Annotated in this window: 17 protein-coding genes; 11 read left to right on the top strand and 6 right to left on the bottom strand. The window is 70.5% G+C overall.

Features of this window, described 5'->3' with window-relative positions; translation table 11 throughout:
* Positions 1–91 precede the first annotated feature (91 nt).
* From ACIBI5_RS51630 to ACIBI5_RS51645, 4 genes are all read left to right on the top strand, one after another.
* Positions 92–1,366 carry an aspartate aminotransferase family protein gene (locus ACIBI5_RS51630; RefSeq protein ID WP_397258772.1) on the top strand — a complete coding sequence of 425 codons (1,275 nt, stop codon included), beginning with the start codon at positions 92–94 and terminating at the stop codon, positions 1,364–1,366.
* The gene (locus ACIBI5_RS51635) at positions 1,353–2,858 is read left to right on the top strand and encodes a CoA-acylating methylmalonate-semialdehyde dehydrogenase (protein WP_397258774.1); all 1,506 of its coding nucleotides are present in this window, start codon (positions 1,353–1,355) and stop codon (positions 2,856–2,858) included. The genes ACIBI5_RS51630 and ACIBI5_RS51635 overlap by 14 nt, the downstream gene beginning before the upstream one ends.
* Positions 2,859–2,925: 67 nt before the next feature.
* Positions 2,926–4,050 carry an extracellular solute-binding protein gene (locus ACIBI5_RS51640; protein ID WP_397258776.1) on the top strand — a complete coding sequence of 375 codons (1,125 nt, stop codon included), beginning with the start codon at positions 2,926–2,928 and terminating at the stop codon, positions 4,048–4,050.
* Between the two features lie 160 nt (positions 4,051–4,210).
* Positions 4,211–5,416 (top strand): saccharopine dehydrogenase family protein, encoded by a 1,206-nt coding sequence (locus tag ACIBI5_RS51645; protein WP_397258778.1) that lies wholly within the window; start codon positions 4,211–4,213, stop codon positions 5,414–5,416.
* 4 nt (positions 5,417–5,420) lie between these two features.
* Here the strand turns inward: ACIBI5_RS51645 and ACIBI5_RS51650 are convergent, their stop codons facing one another.
* Both ACIBI5_RS51650 and gabT read right to left on the bottom strand, forming a co-directional pair.
* On the bottom strand, positions 5,421–5,636 hold the full coding sequence (locus tag ACIBI5_RS51650) for a hypothetical protein (RefSeq protein WP_246509588.1): 216 nt from the start codon (positions 5,634–5,636) through the stop codon (positions 5,421–5,423).
* A 177-nt stretch (positions 5,637–5,813) separates the two neighbouring features.
* Entirely contained in the window at positions 5,814–7,130 is a 1,317-nt protein-coding gene (gene gabT, locus ACIBI5_RS51655) for a 4-aminobutyrate--2-oxoglutarate transaminase (protein ID WP_397258780.1), read from the bottom strand.
* Between the two features lie 119 nt (positions 7,131–7,249).
* Between gabT and ACIBI5_RS51660 the strand changes: the two genes are divergently transcribed.
* The gene (locus tag ACIBI5_RS51660; protein WP_397258782.1) at positions 7,250–8,617 is read left to right on the top strand and encodes a PucR family transcriptional regulator; all 1,368 of its coding nucleotides are present in this window, start codon (positions 7,250–7,252) and stop codon (positions 8,615–8,617) included.
* Here the strand turns inward: ACIBI5_RS51660 and ACIBI5_RS51665 are convergent.
* Positions 8,607–9,239 carry a TetR/AcrR family transcriptional regulator gene (locus ACIBI5_RS51665; RefSeq protein WP_379620500.1) on the bottom strand — a complete coding sequence of 211 codons (633 nt, stop codon included), beginning with the start codon at positions 9,237–9,239 and terminating at the stop codon, positions 8,607–8,609. The two genes, ACIBI5_RS51660 and ACIBI5_RS51665, sit on opposite strands and share 11 nt — an antisense overlap.
* Positions 9,240–9,623: 384 nt before the next feature.
* Between ACIBI5_RS51665 and ACIBI5_RS51670 the strand changes: the two genes are divergently transcribed.
* The 4 genes from ACIBI5_RS51670 (at position 9,624) to ACIBI5_RS51685 (ending at position 16,330) form a co-directional block, all read left to right on the top strand.
* A complete protein-coding gene (locus ACIBI5_RS51670) occupies positions 9,624–11,051 on the top strand; it encodes an aldehyde dehydrogenase family protein (RefSeq protein ID WP_397258784.1) in 1,428 nt (475 codons plus the stop codon).
* Between the two features lie 20 nt (positions 11,052–11,071).
* The gene (locus tag ACIBI5_RS51675; RefSeq protein WP_397258786.1) at positions 11,072–13,927 is read left to right on the top strand and encodes an NACHT domain-containing protein; all 2,856 of its coding nucleotides are present in this window, start codon (positions 11,072–11,074) and stop codon (positions 13,925–13,927) included.
* Between the two features lie 253 nt (positions 13,928–14,180).
* Positions 14,181–15,710 carry a B12-binding domain-containing radical SAM protein gene (locus ACIBI5_RS51680; protein WP_397258787.1) on the top strand — a complete coding sequence of 510 codons (1,530 nt, stop codon included), beginning with the start codon at positions 14,181–14,183 and terminating at the stop codon, positions 15,708–15,710.
* The gene (locus ACIBI5_RS51685) at positions 15,710–16,330 is read left to right on the top strand and encodes a LysE family translocator (RefSeq protein ID WP_397258788.1); all 621 of its coding nucleotides are present in this window, start codon (positions 15,710–15,712) and stop codon (positions 16,328–16,330) included. The genes ACIBI5_RS51680 and ACIBI5_RS51685 overlap by 1 nt, the downstream gene beginning before the upstream one ends.
* An 8-nt stretch (positions 16,331–16,338) precedes the next feature.
* Here the strand turns inward: ACIBI5_RS51685 and ACIBI5_RS51690 are convergent, their stop codons facing one another.
* Entirely contained in the window at positions 16,339–17,247 is a 909-nt protein-coding gene (locus ACIBI5_RS51690; RefSeq protein WP_397258789.1) for an alpha/beta hydrolase family protein, read from the bottom strand.
* A 127-nt stretch (positions 17,248–17,374) separates the two neighbouring features.
* Here ACIBI5_RS51690 and ACIBI5_RS51695 point away from each other — a divergent pair, with 127 nt between their 5' ends.
* Both ACIBI5_RS51695 and ACIBI5_RS51700 read left to right on the top strand, forming a co-directional pair.
* On the top strand, positions 17,375–17,950 hold the full coding sequence (locus tag ACIBI5_RS51695; RefSeq protein ID WP_397258790.1) for a TetR/AcrR family transcriptional regulator: 576 nt from the start codon (positions 17,375–17,377) through the stop codon (positions 17,948–17,950).
* 56 nt (positions 17,951–18,006) lie between these two features.
* Positions 18,007–18,648: a DNA alkylation repair protein gene (locus ACIBI5_RS51700; RefSeq protein WP_397258849.1), complete on the top strand. Its 642-nt coding sequence runs from the start codon at positions 18,007–18,009 to the stop codon at positions 18,646–18,648.
* Between the two features lie 13 nt (positions 18,649–18,661).
* Here the strand turns inward: ACIBI5_RS51700 and ACIBI5_RS51705 are convergent, their stop codons facing one another.
* Both ACIBI5_RS51705 and ACIBI5_RS51710 read right to left on the bottom strand, forming a co-directional pair.
* Entirely contained in the window at positions 18,662–19,786 is a 1,125-nt protein-coding gene (locus ACIBI5_RS51705) for a trypsin-like serine peptidase (RefSeq protein WP_397258791.1), read from the bottom strand.
* A gap of 55 nt (positions 19,787–19,841) precedes the next feature.
* Positions 19,842–20,831 carry a trypsin-like serine peptidase gene (locus ACIBI5_RS51710; RefSeq protein WP_397258792.1) on the bottom strand — a complete coding sequence of 330 codons (990 nt, stop codon included), beginning with the start codon at positions 20,829–20,831 and terminating at the stop codon, positions 19,842–19,844.
* Between the last annotated feature and the right edge of the window lie 42 nt (positions 20,832–20,873).

Here is a 20,873-nt window from a genome sequence, read left to right on the forward strand (position 1 = left end):
CTTCCGCAGGGTTACGACATGTAAGGCATCAAGCCCGCGCTCCGACATGTTGCTGGTGTAAGGTGCTCCGGAATGCGGCGATACTCGGAACATGTCGGAGCTTCTCGCGCGCCACCGGGCAGTGATGCCCAACTGGTTGGCCCTCAATTACCACGAGCCCATCGAGATCGTCAGCGGTAAGGGCAGCCGCGTCGTCGACAGCGAAGGCAAAAGCTACCTGGACTTCTTCGTCGGCATCCTGACCAACATGATCGGATACGACGTTCCCGAGGTACGCGAGGCCGTCGAGCGGCAGTTGGCCACCGGTGTCGTCCACACGAGCACCGTCTACCTGCTGCGCGGCCAGGTCGAGCTGGCCGAGAAGATCGCCCGGCTCTCCGGCATCCCCGACGCGAAGGTCTTCTTCACCAACTCCGGCACCGAGGCCAACGAGACCGCCCTCCTGCTGGCCACCTACGCCCGCAAGAGCGACCAGGTCCTGGCCATGCGCCAGAGCTACCACGGCCGCAGCTTCGGCGCGGTCAGCGTCACCAGCAACCGCACCTGGAAGAACAACTCGCTCTCGCCGCTCAACGTGCACTTCCTGCACGGCGCCGACCGGCACCTGTCGCAGTTCAAGGGCCTGTCGGACGCCGACTACATCAAGGTGTGCGTCGAGGACCTGCGCCACGTGCTGGCCACGAGCGTCTCCAAGGACGTCGCCGCGCTGATCGCCGAGCCGATCCAGGGCGTCGGCGGCTTCACGATGGCGCCCGACGGGCTGTTCGCCGCCTACAAGGAGGTGCTCGACGAGGAGGGCATCCTGCTCATCTCCGACGAGGTGCAGACCGGCTGGGGCCGTACCGGCAGCGCGTTCTTCGGCATCCAGAACCACGGCGTGACGCCCGACATGATGACGTTCGCCAAGGGTCTCGGCAACGGCTTCGCCGTCGGCGGCCTCGTCGCCCGCGGCGACCTCATGGACGGCCTGCACGCGGTCGGCCTGTCCACCTTCGGCGGCAACCCGATCTCCATGGCCGCCGCCAACGCCACCCTCGACTACGTACTCGACCACGACCTGCAGGCCAACGCCGCCCGCACCGGCGCGCACATCATCGACGGCCTGCGCGCGGCCGCCGAGCGGCTGCCGATCGTCACCGGCGTGCGCGGCAAGGGCCTGATGTTCGCCATCGAGCTGGCCGAACCCGCGATGACCGGCCGCTTCATGGAGCTCACCAAGCAGGCGGGCCTGCTCGCGGGCAAGGGCGGCCTGTACGGCACCGCCATCCGCATGGCCCCGCCGCTCACCCTGACGATGGACGAGGCCGCGGAAGGCCTGGGCATCATCGTCGACGCTCTGGAGACCATCAACGATGAAGTCCGTTAAGCACTGGATCAACGGCGCGCTCGCCGACGGCGGCAGCCGTACCCAGGAGATCTACAACCCGGCGACCGGCGAGGTCAGCGGGACCGTCGCGATGGCCGAGGCCGCGGACGTGGACGCGGCGGTCGCCGCCGCCCTCGCGGCCTTCCCGGCCTGGCGTGACTCCTCGCTGGTCAAGCGGTCGCAGGTGCTGTTCCGCTTCCGCGAGCTGATGTACGCCCACCGTGACGAGATCGCGGCGCTCATCTCGGCCGAGCACGGCAAGGTGCACTCCGACGCGCTCGGCGAGGTGTCGCGCGGCCTGGAGGTCGTGGAGTTCGCCTGCGGCATCCCGCACCTGCTCAAGGGCGGCTTCTCCGAGGGCGTCTCGACGCGGGTCGACTCCTACTCCATCCGGCAGCCGCTCGGTGTCGTGGCGGGGATCACGCCGTTCAACTTCCCGGCGATGGTGCCGATGTGGATGTACCCGATCGCGATCGCGTGTGGGAACGCCTTCATCCTCAAGCCGTCGGAGAAGGACCCGTCGGCCTCGCTGCTGATGGCGCGGCTGTGGCAGGAGGCCGGGCTGCCCGACGGCGTCTTCAACGTCGTCCAGGGCGACAAGGCCGCCGTCGACCGGCTGCTGGAGCACCCGGACGTGAAGGCGGTCTCGTTCGTCGGCTCCACGCCGATCGCCCGCTACGTCTACGAGACCGGCACCGCGCACGGCAAGCGCGTCCAGGCCTTGGGCGGGGCCAAGAACCACATGCTGGTGCTGCCCGACGCCGACCTCGACCTGGTGGCCGACTCGGCGGTCTCGGCCGGGTTCGGCTCGGCCGGCGAGCGCTGCATGGCGATCTCGGTCGTGCTGGCCGTGGACCCCGTCGGCGACGACCTGGTCAAGAAGATCGTCGAGCGGGTGGACAAGCTCGTGATCGGCCCCGGCGACGACCCGCGTTCGGAGATGGGCCCGCTGGTGACCGGTCCGCACCGCGACAAGGTCGCCTCCTACCTGGACCTCGGCGTCTCCGAGGGCGCCACGCTGGTCGTGGACGGGCGGCGGACGGAGGTGCTCGGCGGCACGCCGGCGGCCGAGACGCCCGGATTCTGGCTCGGCCCGACCGTGCTCGACAACGTTCCCGCCGGTTCGCGGGTCCACACCGAGGAGATCTTCGGCCCGGTGCTGTCGATCGTGCGCGTGTCCTCCTACGAGGAGGGTCTTGAGCTGATCAACGGGCTCGAGTTCGGCAACGGCACCGCCGTCTTCACCAACGACGGTGGCGCCGCGCGGCGCTTCCAGAACGAGGTGGAGGTCGGCATGGTCGGCATCAACGTGCCGATCCCGGTGCCGATGGCGTTCTACAGCTTCGGCGGCTGGAAGTCGTCGCTGTTCGGCGACACGCACGTGCACGGCACCGAGGGCGTGCACTTCTACACCCGCGGCAAGGTCGTCACCTCGCGCTGGCTCGACCCGTCCCACGGCGGCGTGAACCTGGGCTTCCCGACGAACAAGTGACGCCCCTCCCGTTGCGGTCTGCCCGGGTAAACTCCAGCGCAGACCGCAACGAGAAGGGGGCATCCTGTTGAACCGCCGCACACCCGCCCTGGCGCTGGCCGCGCTGGCCGTGGTGGTGTCCTCGGCAGGTGCCGCACAGGCGAGCCCCACCCCCAAACCCACACCGGCCACCGCCAAGCCGACGCCCACCCCCACCCAGAGCGACGGCACGCTCCAGATCCTCACCTACCGCGGCTACGCCGAGTACGGCGGCACGAGCCCCAAGGTCAACTGGACCGGCACCTTCGAGAAGGCCACCGGCTGCCGCATCGCCCGGCTCGACCAGGTCCAGACTCCGGGGGAGATGGCCGCCCGGCTCGGGGAACGTTCCTACGACGTGGTCTCGGCCGGTCCCGGGCTGGCCGGGCGCCTCATCGCCGACAAGCAGGTGCTGCCGATCGAGCTGGCCAAGGTCGACGGGTACGCCGAGCTGGGCAAGTCGCTGCGCGACCTCACCACCTCGGGCGGCAAGGTGTACGGCGTGCCGTACCTGTGGGGCTCCCACGAGTACCTCTACGACACGAGCCGGATCAAGGCGCCCGGCATGGACCAGGTCTTCGCCTCGCCCAAGGCGGCGCTCAAGGACGACCCGCTGGCGATCGCGGACGCGGCCCTGGCGGCCGGGAAGTCCGGCAGCCCGTACTCGCTGACCGAGGCCGAGCTGGACAAGGCGATGGAGATGCTCGGGCGGCAGGACGAGCGCGTCTACTGGGACGATCCTCTGGACGTGGTGACCGGGTTCGCGACGGGGCGGCTGGACTTCGCGCAGGCCACGCCGTACCTGCGGCTGCTGTTGCAGACGGCGGGCAAGCCGGTGAAGACGGTGCCGTCCGCGCGGACCACGGGGTGGGTGGACTCGTGGATGCTGGGCGCGTCCGGGGCGAATCTCGACTGCGCCTACCGGTGGCTGAGCTGGACGGCGTCGGCCGATACGCAGCGTGCCGCGGCGGCGTGGGTGGGGCTGGCCCCGGCCAACGACAAGGCGTGCAAGGGGAAGGCCAGGCGGGTCTGCGAGGCGTACGGGGTGGGCAAGAAGTCACGCTTCGACCGGATCGCCTTTGCCGTTCGGCCACCGGGGGATTGCCGTCCGCAGGAGCGGGAATGCACTGACTACGACACCTGGGAAGACAGGTGGACCGATCTTGTGAGCTGAGCGGGTGAATTCGGGGGCCCGCTCGCACATGCTGCGGGCGTGCCCGTCCCCCCGCTGGGCATCGCCTGCCTGAGGCGTCCCGGGCGTTCCCCCCGACCCGGGACGCCTCCCTTTTGCCCCTGCGATTGACTGAATGGCCAGTCAGTGAAAGAGTTCGGGCATGAGAATCCTCCTTGTCGGCGCCGGAGGCGTCGGATCGGCTGTCGTGCCCATCGCGGCCCGCCGAGATTTCTTCGAACACATCGTGGTGGCCGACTCCAAACAGGACCGGGCCGCGCGAGCGGTCGCCCAGGTCGACGACCCCCGGTTCAGCGCCATCCAGCTCGACGCCGCCGACCGGGCCCAGGTCGCCGAGGCGCTGCGGGCCCACGACTGCGACGTGCTGTTCAACGCCGTCGATCCGCGCTTCACCATGCCGCTGTTCGAGGCGGCGCTGGAGGCCGGGGCGCACTACCTCGACATGGCGATGTCGCTCTCGCAGCCGCATCCGCGCGAGCCGTACAGGAAGACGGGAGTGAAGCTCGGCGACCGGCAGTTCGAGCTCGACCCGCGCTGGCGTGAGGGCGGGCAGCTCGCGCTGGTCGGGATGGGGGTGGAGCCGGGGCTGGCCGACGTGTTCGCCCGCTACGCCGCCGACCACCTGTTCGCGCGCATCGACGAGATCGGCGTGCGCGACGGCTCCAACCTGGTCGTGGACGGCTACGACTTCGCGCCGACGTTCTCGATCTGGACCACGATCGAGGAGTGCCTCAATCCGCCCGTCGTCTGGGAGGACGGTGAGTGGCGCACGACCGAGCCGTTCAGCGAGCCGGAGGTGTTCGACTTCCCCGAGGGCATCGGGCCGGTCGAGTGCGTCAACGTCGAGCACGAAGAGGTGCTGCTCGTGCCGCGCTGGATCGACGCGCGGCGGGTGACGTTCAAGTACGGGCTCGGCGAGGAGTTCATCGGCGTGCTCAAGACCTTGCACAAGCTGGGGCTCGACAGCGCCGACAAGGTGAAGGTGGGCACGGCCGAGGTCGCGCCGCGCGACCTCGTGGCCGCCAGCCTGCCCGACCCGGCCACGCTGGGCTCGCGCATGCGCGGCAAGACCTGCGCGGGGACGTGGGTGAAGGGCACGGGCAAGGACGGGGCGCCGCGCGAGGTGTACCTGTACCACGTGGTGGACAACGAGTGGTCGATGCGCGAGTACGGCTCGCAGGCCGTCGTCTGGCAGACCGCCATCCACCCGGTCGTCGCGCTGGAACTGCTGGCCGGCGGCGCCTGGAAGGGGACGGGCGTGCTCGGTCCCGAGGCGTTCGACGCGGTGCCGTTCCTCGACCTGCTCAAGGAGTACGGCTCGCCGTGGGGGATGCGTCAGGCGGCCTGAGGCCTCATCGGGCCCGGAACGCCACCACGGTGGCCAGCGGCGCGGGCCGCAGCGCTTCCGCGCAGTCGTGGCAGGCCAGCACGGCGGTGTCGTCGGGGAAGCGGCCCACCCGCACCCGGGGACGCGGCCACCTCTTGTGGCAGACCACGCAGGCGTCCCCGTCACGCTGGGCCCAGCTCAGGCCGTCAGGGTCGAACGTCAGCATCGAACCCCAGTCCATCACTCTCCCCCAGGCGTTCGCCCACCCCTATACCGGATCCGTTATAGCCGCGCTCGCGCCGCCGGTCGGCTAGCGCAGCGTCAAGCTCAGGTGAAATCACGGCCGGATGGCGTGCGGTACACCAACAAAACAGGGCCATCCCCACCAAGGTGGATGGCCCGTTCTGTGGGGGTTCTTCTAAGAGAACGCCTTTTCCAGGATGCCGAGGCCCTCCTCCAGGAGGTGCTCGGGCATGACCAGCGGCGGCAGGAAGCGCAGCACGTTGCCGTAGGTTCCGGCCGTGAGGATGATCAGGCCCTCGGCGTGGCAGCGCTTGACGATCTCCTGGACGGCGGCCGGGTTCGGGTTCTTCGTCCCGGGCTCGACCAGTTCGATGGCGATCATGGCGCCGCGTCCGCGTACGTCGCCGATGATCGGGAAGCGCTCCTGCAACGCCCTGAGGCGGGGGAGCATGATCTCGCCGATCCGGCGGGCCTTGGCCACCAGGTCGTCCTGCTCGATGGTCTCCAGCACGGCGAGCGCCGCCTCGCAGGCCAGCGGGTTGCCGCCGTACGTGCCGCCGAGGCCGCCGACGTGCACCTGGTCCATGAGCTCGGCGCGGCCGGTGACCCCGGCCAGCGGCAGGCCGCCCGCGATGCCCTTGGCGGTGCAGATGATGTCGGGGACCACGCCCTCGTCCTCGCAGGCGAACATGTCGCCGGTACGCGCGAAGCCCGTCTGCACCTCGTCGGCGACGAAGACGATGCCGTTGGCGCGGCAGTACTCCGCGATCCTCGGCAGGAAGCCCTTGGCGGGCTCGATGAAGCCGCCCTCTCCGGCGATCGGCTCGATGACCACGGCGGCCACGTTCCGCGCGCCCACCTGCTTCTCGATCATGTCCACGGCCTGGGCGTACGCCTCGTCGGCCGGGTTCTCGCCGGGCCAGCGGAACGGGTAGGCCAGCGGCACCCGGTAGACCTCGGGCGCGTAGGGGCCGAAGCCCTGCTTGTACGGCATGTTCTTGGCCGTCAGGGTCATCGTCAGCAGGGTGCGGCCGTGGTAGCCGTGGTCGAACACCACGACGGCCTGGCGGCCGGTGGCGTAGCGGGCGACCTTGATGGCGTTCTCGACGGCCTCGGCGCCGGAGTTGACGAGGAAGGTGCGCTTCTCGTGCTCGCCCGGGGTGATCTGGTTGAGCTTCTCGCAGACCTCCACGTACGACTCGTACGGCGTGACCATGAAACAGGTGTGGGTGAAGTCGGCCACCTGCTTGCGTACCCGCTCGACCACGCGCGGAGCGGCGTTGCCGACGCTGGTCACGGCGATGCCGGAGCCGAAGTCGATGAGCGAGTTGCCGTCGGCGTCCTCGACCACGCCCCCGCCCGCGCGCGTCACGAAGACGGGCAGTGTGGTGCCGATGCCGGGGGGCACGGCGGCCTGCTTGCGGGCCAGCAGTTCCTGGGACTTCGGCCCCGGGATGGCGGTGACGAGACGACGCTCCTGCGGAATGCTCATGCTCTTGACGGTACGGCGGGTGATGACCTGCGCCGATACGTCGATATGTCACACTTGAGGGGTCTCAATCTGCCGGACTGGACAAAATGCCGCCTTCTCTGGGAACCGTGGTGCGACGGATGGGCCTTCGGCCCCTGACCGGGTCGCTCGACTCGGACGTGCGGTGGGTCGCGGTCAGCGAACTCGAGGACCCCACGCCGTTCCTGGAGGGCGCCGAACTGGTGCTCACCACGGGGATGCGGCTGAGCAGCGCAAGCGACTTTCCCGGATATGTCGGGCGGCTGGTGGAGCGGGGCGTCGCGGGGCTGGGGTTCGGGGTCGGGCTGACCCACGACGAGGTTCCGGCCGCGCTGGTGGACGCCGCTGCCGCCGCCGGGCTGCCGTTGCTGGAGGTGCCCCGCGAGACGCCGTTCATCGCCATCGGCAAGGTCGTCAGCGAACTGCTGGCCGCCGAGCAGTACGAGGAGATCACCCGCGCCTTCGCCGCCCAGGGGCGCCTGACCCGGGCGGCGCTCCGGCCCGAGGGGATGCGCGCGGTGATCGACCGCCTGGCCAAGGAGGTGGGCGGGTGGGCGGCGCTGGTGTCCGAGACCGGGGAGATCCTGCACGCCACCGCCGGGACACGGACGGACCAGGTGGAGTCGGCGCTTCGGCGCAGGAGCGGGCGGTTTCCGGCGAGTGTGGCCATGTCGGGCCCCGACGGGCAGGTGGTCGTGCAGCCGCTCGGCGGCGGGGCCAGGCCGCGCGGGTTCTTCGCCGTGGGGGCCGGGCGGGCGTTCTCTCCTGTCACGCACACCGTGATCAACGCGGCCGGCTCCCTGCTGACGCTGGCCGTCGAGCAAGGGGGCGCGCACAGGGAGGCCGAGCGGCGGGTGCGCGGCGCCGTTCTGGAACTGCTGCTGGCGGAGCTGGAGGGCGCGGCGCGCGCGGTGCTGGCCCCGATCGGCGCCCACCTGCCGGACGAGCCGGTCGTGGTCCTCGCCGCCGCCCCCGACGCCCTCGACCTCCTCGAACCCCACGGGTTCACCGCCCTCCACGACGGCGCCGCGGTCGCGGTGGTCTCCGCGGAGGCGGCCGGCCGGGTCGCCGGGAGGGTGGGGGTGAGCGGACCGGGCCCGTACCGGGACCTGCGCGGCGGGCTCGACCAGGCGCGGCGCGCGCTGCAGGCCAGCACGGGCACGCCGGTCCGCTTCGCCGACCTGGCCGGACAAGGGCTGCTCGCCCTGCTGGATCCCGCCGCCGCCCAGGCGTTCTCGGCCGCGCTGCTCGCCCCCCTCAGCCAGTACGGCTCCCGCGCCGACCTCATCGCGTCCCTGCGCGCCTACCTGGCCAGCAACGGCCACTGGGACGCGGCCGCCCAGCGCCTGGGCATCCACCGCCACACCCTGCGCTACCGGATGAAACGCGTCGCCGAACTCCTCGGCCGCGACCTGGACGACCCGGGGGTGCGCGCGGAACTCTGGATCGCCCTGGAAGCTACTTGTTGACCAGGTAGCAGCAGATGGTGGCCGTGGTGACCGCCTCATAGGTGCGGCCGTCGCGCAGGTGGCCCGCCCGCTCCAGGCTGATGGCGCCCTGGGCGGCGGCCCACAGGGCGTCGGCGATCTTCCTGGGCTGGGTCGGGATGAGGTAGCCCTGGGCGATGCAGTCGGAGATCACCCGGTCGAGGATGTTGAGGGCGGCGCGGGCCAGCGTACGGGCGCGTTCGCTGGGCTCGAAGCCGGGGATGGCGCGCTCGAACATCAGCGAGTAGTAGCCGGGCTCGGCATGGCAGGCCTGGCGGTAGGCGGGGCCGAGCGCGGTGAGGTACTCGAAGGGATCGCGCCGGTGCGGCACCGCGTCCAGAAAGCGGCGGAAGCGTTCGAACCCCTCCAGGTAAAGCGCCTCGGCCAGGCCCTCCCGGTTGCCGAACATCGTGTAGATGACGGTGGTGGTGCAGCCCGCCTCGGTGGCGATCCTGCGCATGTTCAGGCTTTCCGGGCCGTCGCTGTCCAGCAGGGCGACGGCCACGTCGAGCAGGCGCGAACGCAGCTCGTCCTGCCCGGCCCGCTCGCCCAGAAGGTAGGCACCCTGAAGCCCGAGCGGAGCCGAAGCATGCTGCTCGGTCACGGGGCCCACGCCTTTCTAGCTCGGGGGCCCGCCGCGCTGGAGACCCGCACACGATGACTTAGCCATGGCGGCGATCGTTCAAACCGCTCCACACGGTAAACATCCCGATTTAGTACTACTTCTGTTACACAGCGGGTAAACATGAGGGCCACGTGGCAACAGTGACGCCAAGCCCGGGGCGCCGATCGGGGAGCAGGCCTTACCCTGACTTGGGGTTAGAGATCTTACCCATGGCCTGATCGACGGCACCCTCTGACCATCACGGTTGCGAGTCGGCTTCGTGCCGGCGGCGGCGAGGGGTTGTACGGAACGGCGGAGGCCCGAGGTGGTCTTGTGCACCCCGGTGCAAATCACCGATCTTCCTGGTGGCATACCGTCATAGGTATGGACGTGCGTACCTTCTGGCTCGCAGGGCGCCCCGCCACCGGGGACGTCGAGCTCACCGTGACCAATCCCCACGACGGTCGCGAGGTCGGGCGATATTCGGTGCCGACCGCCGCGCAGGTCGAGGAGGCCGTGGCGGCCGCCGCCGCGGTGGCCGGGCAGGCCGCCGCGCTGCCCGTCCACGTGCGCGCCGAAGCCCTGGCCCATGTCTCGCGCCGCCTGGCCGAGCGGGCCGACGAGATCGCCCATCTGATCATGTCGGAGAACGGCAAGCCGATCATGTGGGCCCGCGGCGAGGTCAGCCGGGCCGTCGCCACCTTCCGCTTCGCCGCCGAGGAGACCCGCCGCTGGTCCGGCACCACGCAGCGGCTCGACACCGAGCCCGCCGCCGCCGGCCGGCTCGCCTACGTCACCCGCGTGCCCAAGGGGCCCGTGCTGGCGATCACGCCGTTCAACTTCCCGCTGAACCTCGTCGCCCACAAGGTCGCCCCCGCCATCGCGGTCGGCGCGCCGGTCATCGTCAAGCCCGCGCCCGCCACCCCGCTGTCCTCGCTCGTGCTCGGCGACATCCTGGCCGAGACCGACCTGCCGGCGGGCATGTTCTCCGTGCTCCCCATCGAGAACGAGCGCGCCTCGTCCCTGGTCGACGACCCGCGCCTGCCCGTGGTGTCGTTCACCGGTTCCGCCCCGGTCGGCTACTCCATCGCCGACCAGATCCCGCGCAAGCACGTCACGCTGGAGCTGGGCGGCAACGCGGCGGCCGTCGTGCTGGCCGACGCCGACCTCGACTGGGCCGCCCGGCGCATCGCCCTGTTCTCCAACTACCAGGCCGGCCAGAGCTGCATCGCCGTCCAGCGGGTGATCGTCGAGCAGCCGGTGTACGACGCCTTCGTCGAGCGCCTCCTGCCCGCCGTCGGCGACCTGGTGACCGGTGACCCGGCCGACGAGAAGACGCAGGTGGGCCCGCTGGTCTCGCTGGCCGCCGCCGAGCGCGTCGAGCAGTGGGTCCAGGAGGCCGTCACGAGCGGCGCCCGGCTGCTGGCCGGCGGCACCCGCGACGGCGCAACGGTCACGCCGACGGTGCTGGCCGACGTCCCGCACGACGCCAAGGTCAACGTCGAGGAGGTCTTCGGCCCGGTCATGATCCTTCAGCGCGCCGCCTCGATCGACGAGGCGTACGCGATGGTCAACGACTCCAAGTACGGCTTGCAGGCCGGCGTGTTCACCCGGTCGCTGGACGCCGCCTTCCGGGCCAACCGGGAGCTGGAGGTCGGTGGCGTCATCATCGGCGACGTCCCCTCCTACCGGGCCGACCAGATGCCGTACGGCGGGGTGAAGGACTCGGGCATCGGCCGCGAGGGCCTGCACTCGGCGATGGAGGACTACACCTACGAGAAGGTGATGGTTCTGACCGGGCTGACCCTCTAAATCCCGCAATAATCGGCGGCATGGCGAGGGAGTACCGGTATGCCGACGCCGTGCGGTTACTGGGCGGCGACGACCCGGCGGTCAGAGCGCTCGACACGGTTCTCGGGGTCGCCACTTTGGGGCTCTGGGACCTGATCGACGCCAAGGGCGAGCTGATCCGGGTGGGCAACGACCTGCTCGGGCGGTGGCGGGACTGGCGGGCGGGCAAGGAGTGGCGCGGCCGTACGGACCGCATCGAAGCGGCGCACACCATCCTGGTGCTCACCGCGTTCTTCGAGGCGCTGGACGGGATCGAACTGCCGTTCAGCGCCCGTGAGCTGCGCATGAGCAAGTCGGAGCAGGTCACGCTGCTGCGCGGAGTGGATCTGGGCAGCCCGGTCTGCCCGTCGCCGCAACTGCCGTTCGAGGAGGCCAAGAGCGTCATCCTCGTACGGTACGAGCGGCTGCGCGGCGCGCTGCGGAGCTTCGCGGAAGGGCTGAGCCTCTGGGAACGGCTGCAGGAGCACCAGCGGGAGTGGGTCTTCGACAGCTCACTCGCCACGGCGGCCATCCGCAGGTACGAGGACGGCTACCGCAGGCTGGCCATGGACGTGCCGGAATTCGGGTTCTGGTCGGCGATGGTCGAGCACCAGGCCACCCGGGCGCGGCTGGCCGATCTGGCACGGCTGCTCGACGGCCTGGCCCCGGCCCGCGCGCAGGACGCACAGCTGGCGGCGTTGGGCAAACTCCACCAGGCGGCGCTGCGCCGCCCGGTCGCCGAGACCGGAGACGTGCCCGCCGGGCTGGCGCTGCCCAGCCTGGGCGACGCCTACGTCACCCCGCGCTTCCGCTCGGGCCGGCCGGAGCGCGCGGAGGACCCCAGCCAGGAGGCGTGGTGGAGCGAGCGTGAGGTGCGCGACGGCCTGCCGCGCTTCCTCGCCGGCTACCTCACCTCGCCGGAGGCGGGCAGGACGCCGCTCATGGTCCTCGGCCAGCCGGGGGCGGGCAAGTCGGTGCTGACCAAGGTGCTCGCCGCCCGCCTGCCCGCCGACTTCGTGCCCGTCCGGGTGCCGTTGCGCGACGTGGCGGCCGGCGCGGACGTACAGGAGCAGATCGAACAGGCCGTCTACCAGCTCAGCGGCGAGCGGCTGCACTGGCCCGACCTGGCGAGGGCGGCCGACGGCGCGCTGCCCGTCGTGATCCTCGACGGCTTCGACGAACTGCTGCAGGCCACCGGTGTGCGGCAGTCCGACTACCTGGCCAAGGTGGCCCGCTTCCAGCAGCGCGAGCTCGACGCGGGGCGCGCCGTCGCGGTGATCGTGACCTCCCGTACGGCGGTGGCCGACCGCGTCGACTACCCCGAGGGCTCGCTGGTGACCCGGCTGGAGCCGTTCGATCTGGAGGAGATCGAGCAGTGGCTGGAGGTGTGGAACCACGCCAATGCCGCCTACTTCGACGAGGCGGGACTGCGGCCGCTGTCCATGGAGGTCGCCCGCGCGCAGCGCAACCTGGCCGAGCAGCCGCTGCTCCTGCTCATGCTGGCCCTCTACGACGCCTACGGCAACGCCCTGCGCAGGAACCTGGCCGACCGCATCGGCGAGGCCGAGCTGTACGAGCGCCTCATGCGCGCCTTCGCCGAGCGGGAACTGGAGAAGAGCCACCCGCGCGAGCGGATCCCGGCCCTGGTGGAGAAGGAACTGCTGCTGCTGGGCATCGTCGCGTTCGCGATGTTCAACCGGGGCCGCCAGTGGGCGACCGCCGCCGAGGTGGACGCGGACGTGGAGGCGCTGCGCCTGTCCGCCCGCCGCCCCACCTCGCTGGCCACCCCGCTGACCGCCGGTGAGCAGGCGTTCGGCCGCTTCTTCTTCGTCCACCAGGCCCAGGCCACCCGCGACGGCGGCGAGATCCTGCAGACCTACGAGTTTCTGCACGCCACGTTCGGCGAGTTCCTGATCGCCCGGCTGATCGGCAGGCTCCTGGACGACATGGTGGTCCAGGAGTCGCGCCTGGTCGTGGAGGAGGTCAGCGACGGCATGCTCGGCACGCTGCTGTCCTGGTCGACGCTCTCCACCAGGCCGCCCGTGATCACGTTTCTGCGCGAGTCGGCCGACCCGGCCTGGCGCGGGCTGGCCACCCGCCTGTTCGCGCTCGCCGACCTGCGCGACCAGCTCGCCCACCCCGGGTACCGCCCCTGGACCGCCGGACCCGCCCGCCGCAACGCCTACTACACGGCCAACCTGCTGAAGGTCGCCCTCGCCTGCGACCCCGCCCGCCTCCTCTGGTCCCGGGTACGGCCCGGCCACGAGGACCCCTTCACCGAGTGGCGGCGCTTCGCGCTGCTGTGGCGTTCCCAGCTGGCCAACGAGGAGTGGGACAGCCTGACCAGGGTGGTGCGGGCCACGTCCGTCGGCGGGGCCGCCGACGTCGGCGGCCCCGCCGACCTGGAGCTCGCCCTGGACACCGGTTCCACCTGGGACCTCACCCCGATGGACACCTCCTGGATCGCCCCGCCCGACACCGGCGCGTACCTGCGGGCCCGCCAGGGTGTGCTGTTCTCGTTCCTGCCGCACGAGACGCTTTTCCTGCACGCGCTGGAACCCGTGCTCGGCGCCGCCCTGTCCTGGAACGGCGGCAAGTCGCTGCTGCGCGAGATCCTGGAGATTCTGGTCCTGCGCGGCCCGAACGAGGACGGCCGCGCCCGCTCCTACCTGGCCCTGGCCGAGTACGTGCACTACCTCAGCGACCACGTGATCACCGAGGCCGTCATCAGGGCGATCGCCGGGGACATGGCCACGCTGCGGGAGAGCCAGGTGAGCGAGGTGGTCGACGAGGTCTCGCGCGGCTCGATCGCCGGACAGCGGCTGATGAGCCGGATCCTGCGCCTGCATTCCCGCTAATACACCTAGGACATGAAGGATGTCAATAGTGGATGACCACTGTCAATTCTATCTGTCCGGATCATTGAGCCTGCCCGCGATCGTGGGCGACAGTGGGCGCATGGAGCCGTCGTGGTCGGACAGCCACGCGCTCTGGCCTGGGGGAAGCCGTTGACCGTGCGAAACGGTCCGGCCTCACTGTGTGTGCCCGCGGGGTTGCCTGCCCGTACGGCTGGACCGGCACGTCGGCCTGGAACCCGCTGAGAGGTACTCGATGACCAAGAAGGTACAGAGTGTCCTGCTCGTCAACGCCGGCAGCGACGCCGATGTCTCCTCGATCGCGAACGACGGCACGTTCCCCGCTCTCGGCGTCGTCTCACTGGCGACGGTGCTGCGACGCGACCACCCCGACCTGGACGTGATCGCCGTCGACGGCCAGATCACGCCCATGGCGGAGATCGAACAGCTCGTCAGGGACCTCGATCCCGACATCCTCGGCGTGGGCGTGCTGGCCACGTCCTACGGAAACGCGCTGCGGCTGGCCGAACTCGGCAAGAACGCCGGCGCCGTCACGGTCTTCGGCAACGACCAGGCCACGGCCATGGCCGAGCGGATCCTGAAGCACCGCGAGGCCGTCGACTACGTGTGCGCCGCCGACGTCGGCGAGTTCGCCCTGTCCGCCCTGGTGAGCGCGGTGAAGGGGGAGCGCCCGATCGACTCCGTGCCCGAGCTCCTCTACCGCACGCCCGACGGGCTCGCCCACAACCGCCTGCCGGAGATTCCCCCGGACGAGATCAAGGGCAGCGGCGGCGCGTTCAAGACCATGATCCTGGACGCCATCCCCGTGCCCGACCGCACGTTGATGCCGGACAACAACTGGGAGCGGTACCTGGACAACTACCTGAACCGGTATGGCGGTTTCCACGACGACGAGGAGGTCACCGGCGTCACCACCATGAACCGCGCCCGAGGGTGCGCGCGGGTGAAGGCGCCCTGCCATTTCTGCGGCATCATGGACCTGAGCCTGCGCTTCTCCTCCCCTGAGATGTTCTGGAACGACGTGCGCACCGCTCAGGAGCAGATCTCGGCCTCGATCTTCTACGAGGCGTTCGACAGCATGAGCAGCTCACCGCGCTGGATCAAGGCCGTGGTCGACGCCAAACCGGACGACATCGGCGACCCGAAGTTCTTCGTGTACACGCAGGCGGCCGAGACCACTCCGCGCCTGGTCGAGCTCTACCAGAAGCTCGGCGTCTACCGGGTGAACATGGGCCTTGAGGCGGGCGACACCAGGATGCTCAAGGTACTCAAGGGCCCGCGCGACAGCCTGGAGAACAACCAGCGGGCCTGCCACCTGTTCCAGGACGCCGGAATCCTGATCCACGGCTCGCTGGTCCTGGGCGGACCCGGCGAGAACGCCGAAAGCCTGGAGAACACGGTCAAGTTCGGGCGCTGGCTGATCGACAACGAGATGATGGCCTCGCTGGAAGCCCAGCCGCTCTATCCCGACTTCGGCGCCCTGACCGGAAAATGGATGATGAACCCCGACCTCGCCAGGCAGGTCGCCAAGGAGCGGGGTTTCGAGATCTACGACGAGGAACTGCTCGACCTCATGCCCGCCAAGTACGGCACGAGCGACATCGTGGACTTCGACGAGGTCTCCAAGGACTGGTGCAAGATCTTCAGCCACTCGACCTGGGACGAGCTCATCGACGCCACCCACTCCATCCGCTCCTACGCGGAACGGGTCGGCACCGTCACCGGCTCCGGCCGCATCACCCAGGCCACCCTCGGATCGTTCTAGTGCTCTCACTGCTGGCCGCCACTGTCCTGTCCTGCGCCCTCGTCGTCCTGACCCCCGGGCCGGGCGTGCTGATGGTGCTCCACCTCGGGGCCAGTGGCGGCCGCCGCTCCAGCTTCGTCTTCGTGCTGGGTCACCTGGCGGGCGACCTGGTGTGGTCGGCGCTGGCGCTGGTGGCGTTGCGATGGGTGCGGCTGATCTCGCCCGTCTTCTTCGCCGCCCTGACCATGGCCAGCGCCCTCTACCTGATCTACCTGGGCGTACGGGCCCTGGCCGCCGCGGACACCCCGCAGCGGGCGGCGGCCTTCACCGGCAGGCGGGCGATGCTGCAGGGCGCCGCCTTCGGCATGACCAACCCCAAGAGCTACCCGGTGACCCTCGCCGTCTTCACCGCCGTGCTCGGCGACCGCATCGAACTGCTCACCGTGGCCACGATCCCGCTCTTCCTGGCCGCCGGTCTCCTCGGCTGCCTGGCCTCGGGCGCGCTGCTGTCCTGGATCTCAGGCCTTCCCGCGTTGCGGCAGGCGTACGGCAGGGCGGCCCCCGCGATCAGCCGGCTGGTGGCCCTGGTCTTCTTCGGCTTCGCCGCCTGGTCCCTCATCCACCTGTTGATTCGGTGGTGAGACGTCCGCTACTTGCCGCGCAGCGTGCCCAGCGGGCTGGGGTCCTGCTCCAGGGCGGTGGCCGCCGCCTTCCACGCGGTGTCCTCCGGGTAGAGGGCGCTGCGGAGGAAGGCCGTGGTGAGCCGCTGGATCAGCGCGACGCGTGCGGGGTTCTCGTCCGTCGTCTCGGCCGCCTCGTAGCCGGCGATGCCGCCCAGCGAGTGCTCCGCACCGAACAGTGTGAGGAGGCTCTTGTCCGCCGGGCTGTGGAGGAACGGGTCGACGAACCAGTCCGGTCCGCGGGTGGACAGGTGGGACTGGTCGTTGTCGCCGGCGACGATGAGGGCCGGTGTGGTCATGGTGTCGAAGGACGGCCTCATGAAGGGGAAGTGCTCGGCGGCGAACGGGACCAGGTCGTCGCCCAGACCGGTGAGCGCGAGCAGTACTCCCGCCTTGACGCGGGGGTCGGACAGGTCCTCGCCGGGGACGCCCGCGGCGTCCAGGACGCGCGCGCCCAGCAGCGTGCTCGCCGTCTGCGCACCCCAGGAGTGTCCGGCCACGGCGACGCGGTCGCGGTCGACGCGCCCACCGAGACCCGGCACCGAGGCTTCGAGGATGTCGAGCCCGTCCAGGACGCGGGTCAGGTCGTGGATGCGGATGCGCCAGATGTCCGGCGTTCTGGGGTCTTCGGCCGGGAGCGCGAGCGTTCTGGAGTCGAGGTGGGTGGGCCGCAGGACGACGAAACCGGCGGCGGCCCAGTGGTCGGCCAGGGGGGCGTAGCCGTTCATCGACGAGCCGAAGCCGTGCGAGAAGACGATGACGGGCAGGCCGCTGCCCGTGGCGGGGGCCGAGACGTGGACCCGCAGGTCCTCGCCGCGGCCGGGGGCGGGCAGGACGACCGGGTGCGCGGACACCACCGTGGCGTTCGGGTGGGACATGGAAGTGCTCTCCATTCGGATTGGCCGGCAGACCTCTGATCTGCCATCATGAGCAAAACGGAACACTGCTCCGCTAACAATACGGAACACGGTTCCGCTTTGCAAGTCTCTCGGAAGGAGTCCCGCCGTGAACGACAGCGCGACCGGGTCCAAGCGCAAGGACGCCCGCCGCAACCAGCAGGCCCTGCTGGACGCGGCCGCCGCGGTCTTCGTCACCGCGGGCGTGGAAGCACCGGTGCGCGACATCGCGGCCAAGGCCGGGGTCGGCATCGGCACGATCTACCGCCACTTCCCCACCCGGGCGGACCTCGTCATCGCCGTGTACCGGCACCAGGTCGACGCCTGCGCCGAAGCCGGACCGGCCCTGCTGGCATCCAGCCCGACCCCGCGCGCCGCCCTCGAAAGCTGGATCGGCCTCTTCGTCGACTTCCTGGTCACCAAGCACGGCCTCGCCGCCGCGATGCGGAACGACGGCACCGGCTTCGAGACCCTGCACGCCTACTTCCTCGACCGACTCCTGCCGGTGTGCGCCCAGCTCCTCGAAGCCGCCGCCGCCTCCGGTGAGATCCGCTCCGGCCTTGACGCGTACCAGCTCATGCGTGGCATCGGAAACCTCTGCGTCGGCGCCGAGACCGACCCCCGCTACGACGCCCGCCGCCTGGTCGCGCTCCTGGTCGCAGGGCTGCGCCGGCACGTAGGCTGAGCCCCGTACGTGACGGACGGGAGGTTGGGGTGGCCGAGACCACGGTGGCCGAGGTGATGGCCGAGCTGGCCGTACTCGAGGACCCGAAGATCCGCGAGGTGAACGAGCGACACGGCGACGACCACGGCGTGAACCTCACCAAGCTGCGCGCCCTCGCCAAGCGGCTGAAGACACAGCAAGAACTCGCCCGTGAGCTGTGGAAGACGGGCGACACCGCGGCGAGGCTGCTGGCGCTCCTGATCTGCCGCCCGAAGGCGTTCGAGCGCGACGAACTGGACGCCATGGTTCGCGACGCCGGCACGCCCAAGGTGCACGACTGGCTCGTGAACTACGTGGTGAAGAAGAACCCGCACGTCGAAGAGCTGCGCGTGGCCTGGTACGCCGATCCGGATCCGGTCGTGGCGAGCGCGGGCTGGGCGCTGACCACCGAACGTGTGGCGAAGCAGCCTGGCGTCCTCGACCTGGCAGGGCTGCTCGACGTCATCGAGGCGGAGATGAAGGGCGCCCCGGATCGCCTGCAGTGGGCGATGAACCACTGCCTGGCGCAGATCGGGATCGAGCACGCCGAGCACCGCGCCCGTGCCGTCGGCATCGGTGAACGCCTGGAGGTGCTCAAGGACTACCCGACGTCCCCGGGTTGCACGTCTCCGTTCGCGCCCGTCTGGATCGCCGAAATGGTGCGCCGCCAGCACGCCTAGCCGGGCGAGGCCGTCAGGCGTTCTGGGCGGTGGTGAAGAGGGCGCGGGCGGAGTCGCCGAAGTAGGGGCCGTACATGGTGCCCTGGTCGTCGGAGTACTTGAAGCTGCTGACCGAGGTCACCGTGCCCTTGCCGGTCGCGGGGTCGAAGCGGGTCAGCCACGGGCCGCCGCTTGAGCCCGCGGTCATGTCGCAGCCCAGGCCCTGGTCGCGGGTCTGGCCGTAGGGGTCGTTGCGCAGGCGGCCCGCGCAGTAGAACAGGCGCTCGCCGTCGTACGGGGGGTCGGCCGGGTAGCCGAAGCCATAGGCCTGGCCGCCTCTGCCGCCGTTGAAGGCGATCTCCTGGGTGCCGACCACGTCGGCCACGTGCTTGCCCCGCGAGGTGTTCAGGGCGACCATGCCCACGTCGTAGCTGTCGTCGCCGCTGCGCGACCACGGGCCGGCGACGAACATCCGCCTGGCCGTGTACGCCCCGTACGGCTGCCCCCCGCCCTCCTGGTACCCGGGTACGAACGTCCAGTTGTCCGCCCAATCCCCGGCCCCGTCCTTCACGCAGTGGCCCGCCGTGACGACGACGTCGCGGTTGGCGCTCCTGACGGTGCCGGCGGAGCACACGAAGTCGACGCCGCCCACGGTGAGGAAGACCCGGCCGGTGGTCTTGGACACCAGGCCGCCGGTCACCCAGCGGGAGCCGGAGGTCGTGGCCTGGGGCCTGGCCGACTGGTGCCGTGGAGTCGCGCCGCCCGCCAGCCCGGGGACCGCCGCCTTGCCGGGCAGCTCGCGGGTGACGATCTTGGCCGCGCCCCCGGCCACCTCGGGCGCCGTGCCGACGCCGGACCTGCTGGACAGTCCGCTGAGCAGCCCGCCGCCCTTCATGACGAGGCCGAGCATGTCGATCGGCAGAGCTCCGGCCATCCGCTGAGGTGTCCAGTAGCCGAGCACGCGCCGCTGGTCCGCGGGTGTGCGGGCGGCGACGTGCTCGACGACCTCGGCGCGGGGTGCCGCGCGCTCGACGCTGGTGACGGACGGGCGGTCGGCTGGCTGATGGGCGGGCGCGAGCGCCGTCGCGCCGATGAGTGCCGGTCCCACCAGTCCCGCGACGAGCGGTGCCGCCGCAAGCAGGGGGGTGCTCAGGGTCATGAACCCCGAGTGTGCACTACGACGGGTGTTCTTGTGACTACTTTCGGTAAATGCGTCAGAGGGCGTCGGTGCTCTGGGCGGAGTTGTAGACGGCCTGGGCTTCTGCCCCGAAGTATGGGCCGAACATCCAGTTGGGGGCGAAGTTGTATTTGAAGCTGTTGACCGAGTTGAGCGTGCCCAGCCCGGAACTCTCGTTGAAACTCTGGAACCATGGACCCCCGCTCGAACCACCGGTCATGTTACATGTCAGGCCGTGGTCGCGGGAGAGCAGGAAGTCGTCGAAGGTCCGCCCGGCGCAGTAGATCAGCTTCGACCCGTCGTACGGCGCCGCCGCCGGGTAGCCGAACGCGTGCATCTGCACCCTCCGGCCCTGGTTGAAGGAGATGCCCTGCCCGCCCACCACGTCCGTCAGGGTCTTGCCGGACAGGGGTGCGACGACCGCCGCGGCCATGTCGAAGTTGATGTCCTCACGGGCGTTCCACTGCGGCGTGGTGAGCAGTCTGGTGGCCGGCCAGGTGCCGTGGGGCCGCTGTCCGGCGTTGTAGCCGGGCACGAAGACCCAGTTGGTGTGGAAGGCGCCGCCCATCTTGACGCAGTGCCCGGCGGTGATGACGACGCTCTCGTTGGCGCTGGTCACGGCCGAACCCGAGCACGAGGCGTTGCGGCCCTGGTAGGTGAAGAAGACCCGGCCGGTGGTCTGCGCCACGGCGCCGCCGCGGGTCCACGGGGCGCCGCCGCTGGCCTGGGCCTGCTGCTGGGGGGTGCCGGTGGGCGGGACTCCCCAGGGGTTGCCCGTGGTCGGCTCGCCGGGGGTGCCGGGGCCGTGCTTGGCGTTGGCCTTGGGCGCGGGGGGAGTGAGCGGCTGCGCGTCCTCCATCTTCTGCGGGGTCCAGTAGGACAGGACCTCGCGCTGCTCGGACTTGCTGTCTGCGGCGGCTTTGGCGGCGGGCTTGGGGCCCGCCGTGGCCTGCGCCGCCCCGGCCGGGAGCAGGAAGCTCCCGGCCGCGAGGGTGACGAGGGAAAGCAGAGCGACTCTGCGGTGCATTACGTACCTCCCGAAACCGGACCTGGGGTTGGAAGGTAGCGG

It is taken from the genome of Nonomuraea sp. NPDC050540 (assembly GCF_044457485.1).
Classification (GTDB): domain Bacteria; phylum Actinomycetota; class Actinomycetes; order Streptosporangiales; family Streptosporangiaceae; genus Nonomuraea.

Excerpts from the sequence above, each read along its gene's own strand:
- ACIBI5_RS51690 (WP_397258789.1), bottom strand. The coding sequence starts at position 17,247 with ATGTCCCACCCGAACGCCACGGTGGTGTCCGCGCACCCGGTCGTCCTG.
- ACIBI5_RS51660 (WP_397258782.1), top strand. The coding sequence starts at position 7,250 with ATGGGCCTTCGGCCCCTGACCGGGTCGCTCGACTCGGACGTGCGGTGG.
- ACIBI5_RS51700 (WP_397258849.1), top strand. The coding sequence starts at position 18,007 with ATGGCCGAGCTGGCCGTACTCGAGGACCCGAAGATCCGCGAGGTGAAC.
- ACIBI5_RS51675 (WP_397258786.1), top strand. The coding sequence starts at position 11,072 with ATGGCGAGGGAGTACCGGTATGCCGACGCCGTGCGGTTACTGGGCGGC.
- ACIBI5_RS51635 (WP_397258774.1), top strand. The coding sequence starts at position 1,353 with ATGAAGTCCGTTAAGCACTGGATCAACGGCGCGCTCGCCGACGGCGGC.
- ACIBI5_RS51630 (WP_397258772.1), top strand. The coding sequence starts at position 92 with ATGTCGGAGCTTCTCGCGCGCCACCGGGCAGTGATGCCCAACTGGTTG.
- ACIBI5_RS51670 (WP_397258784.1), top strand. The coding sequence starts at position 9,624 with ATGGACGTGCGTACCTTCTGGCTCGCAGGGCGCCCCGCCACCGGGGAC.
- ACIBI5_RS51680 (WP_397258787.1), top strand. The coding sequence starts at position 14,181 with ATGACCAAGAAGGTACAGAGTGTCCTGCTCGTCAACGCCGGCAGCGAC.
- ACIBI5_RS51650 (WP_246509588.1), bottom strand. The coding sequence starts at position 5,636 with ATGGACTGGGGTTCGATGCTGACGTTCGACCCTGACGGCCTGAGCTGG.
- ACIBI5_RS51645 (WP_397258778.1), top strand. The coding sequence starts at position 4,211 with ATGAGAATCCTCCTTGTCGGCGCCGGAGGCGTCGGATCGGCTGTCGTG.
- ACIBI5_RS51710 (WP_397258792.1), bottom strand. The coding sequence starts at position 20,831 with ATGCACCGCAGAGTCGCTCTGCTTTCCCTCGTCACCCTCGCGGCCGGG.
- ACIBI5_RS51705 (WP_397258791.1), bottom strand. The coding sequence starts at position 19,786 with ATGACCCTGAGCACCCCCCTGCTTGCGGCGGCACCGCTCGTCGCGGGA.
- gabT (WP_397258780.1), bottom strand. The coding sequence starts at position 7,130 with ATGAGCATTCCGCAGGAGCGTCGTCTCGTCACCGCCATCCCGGGGCCG.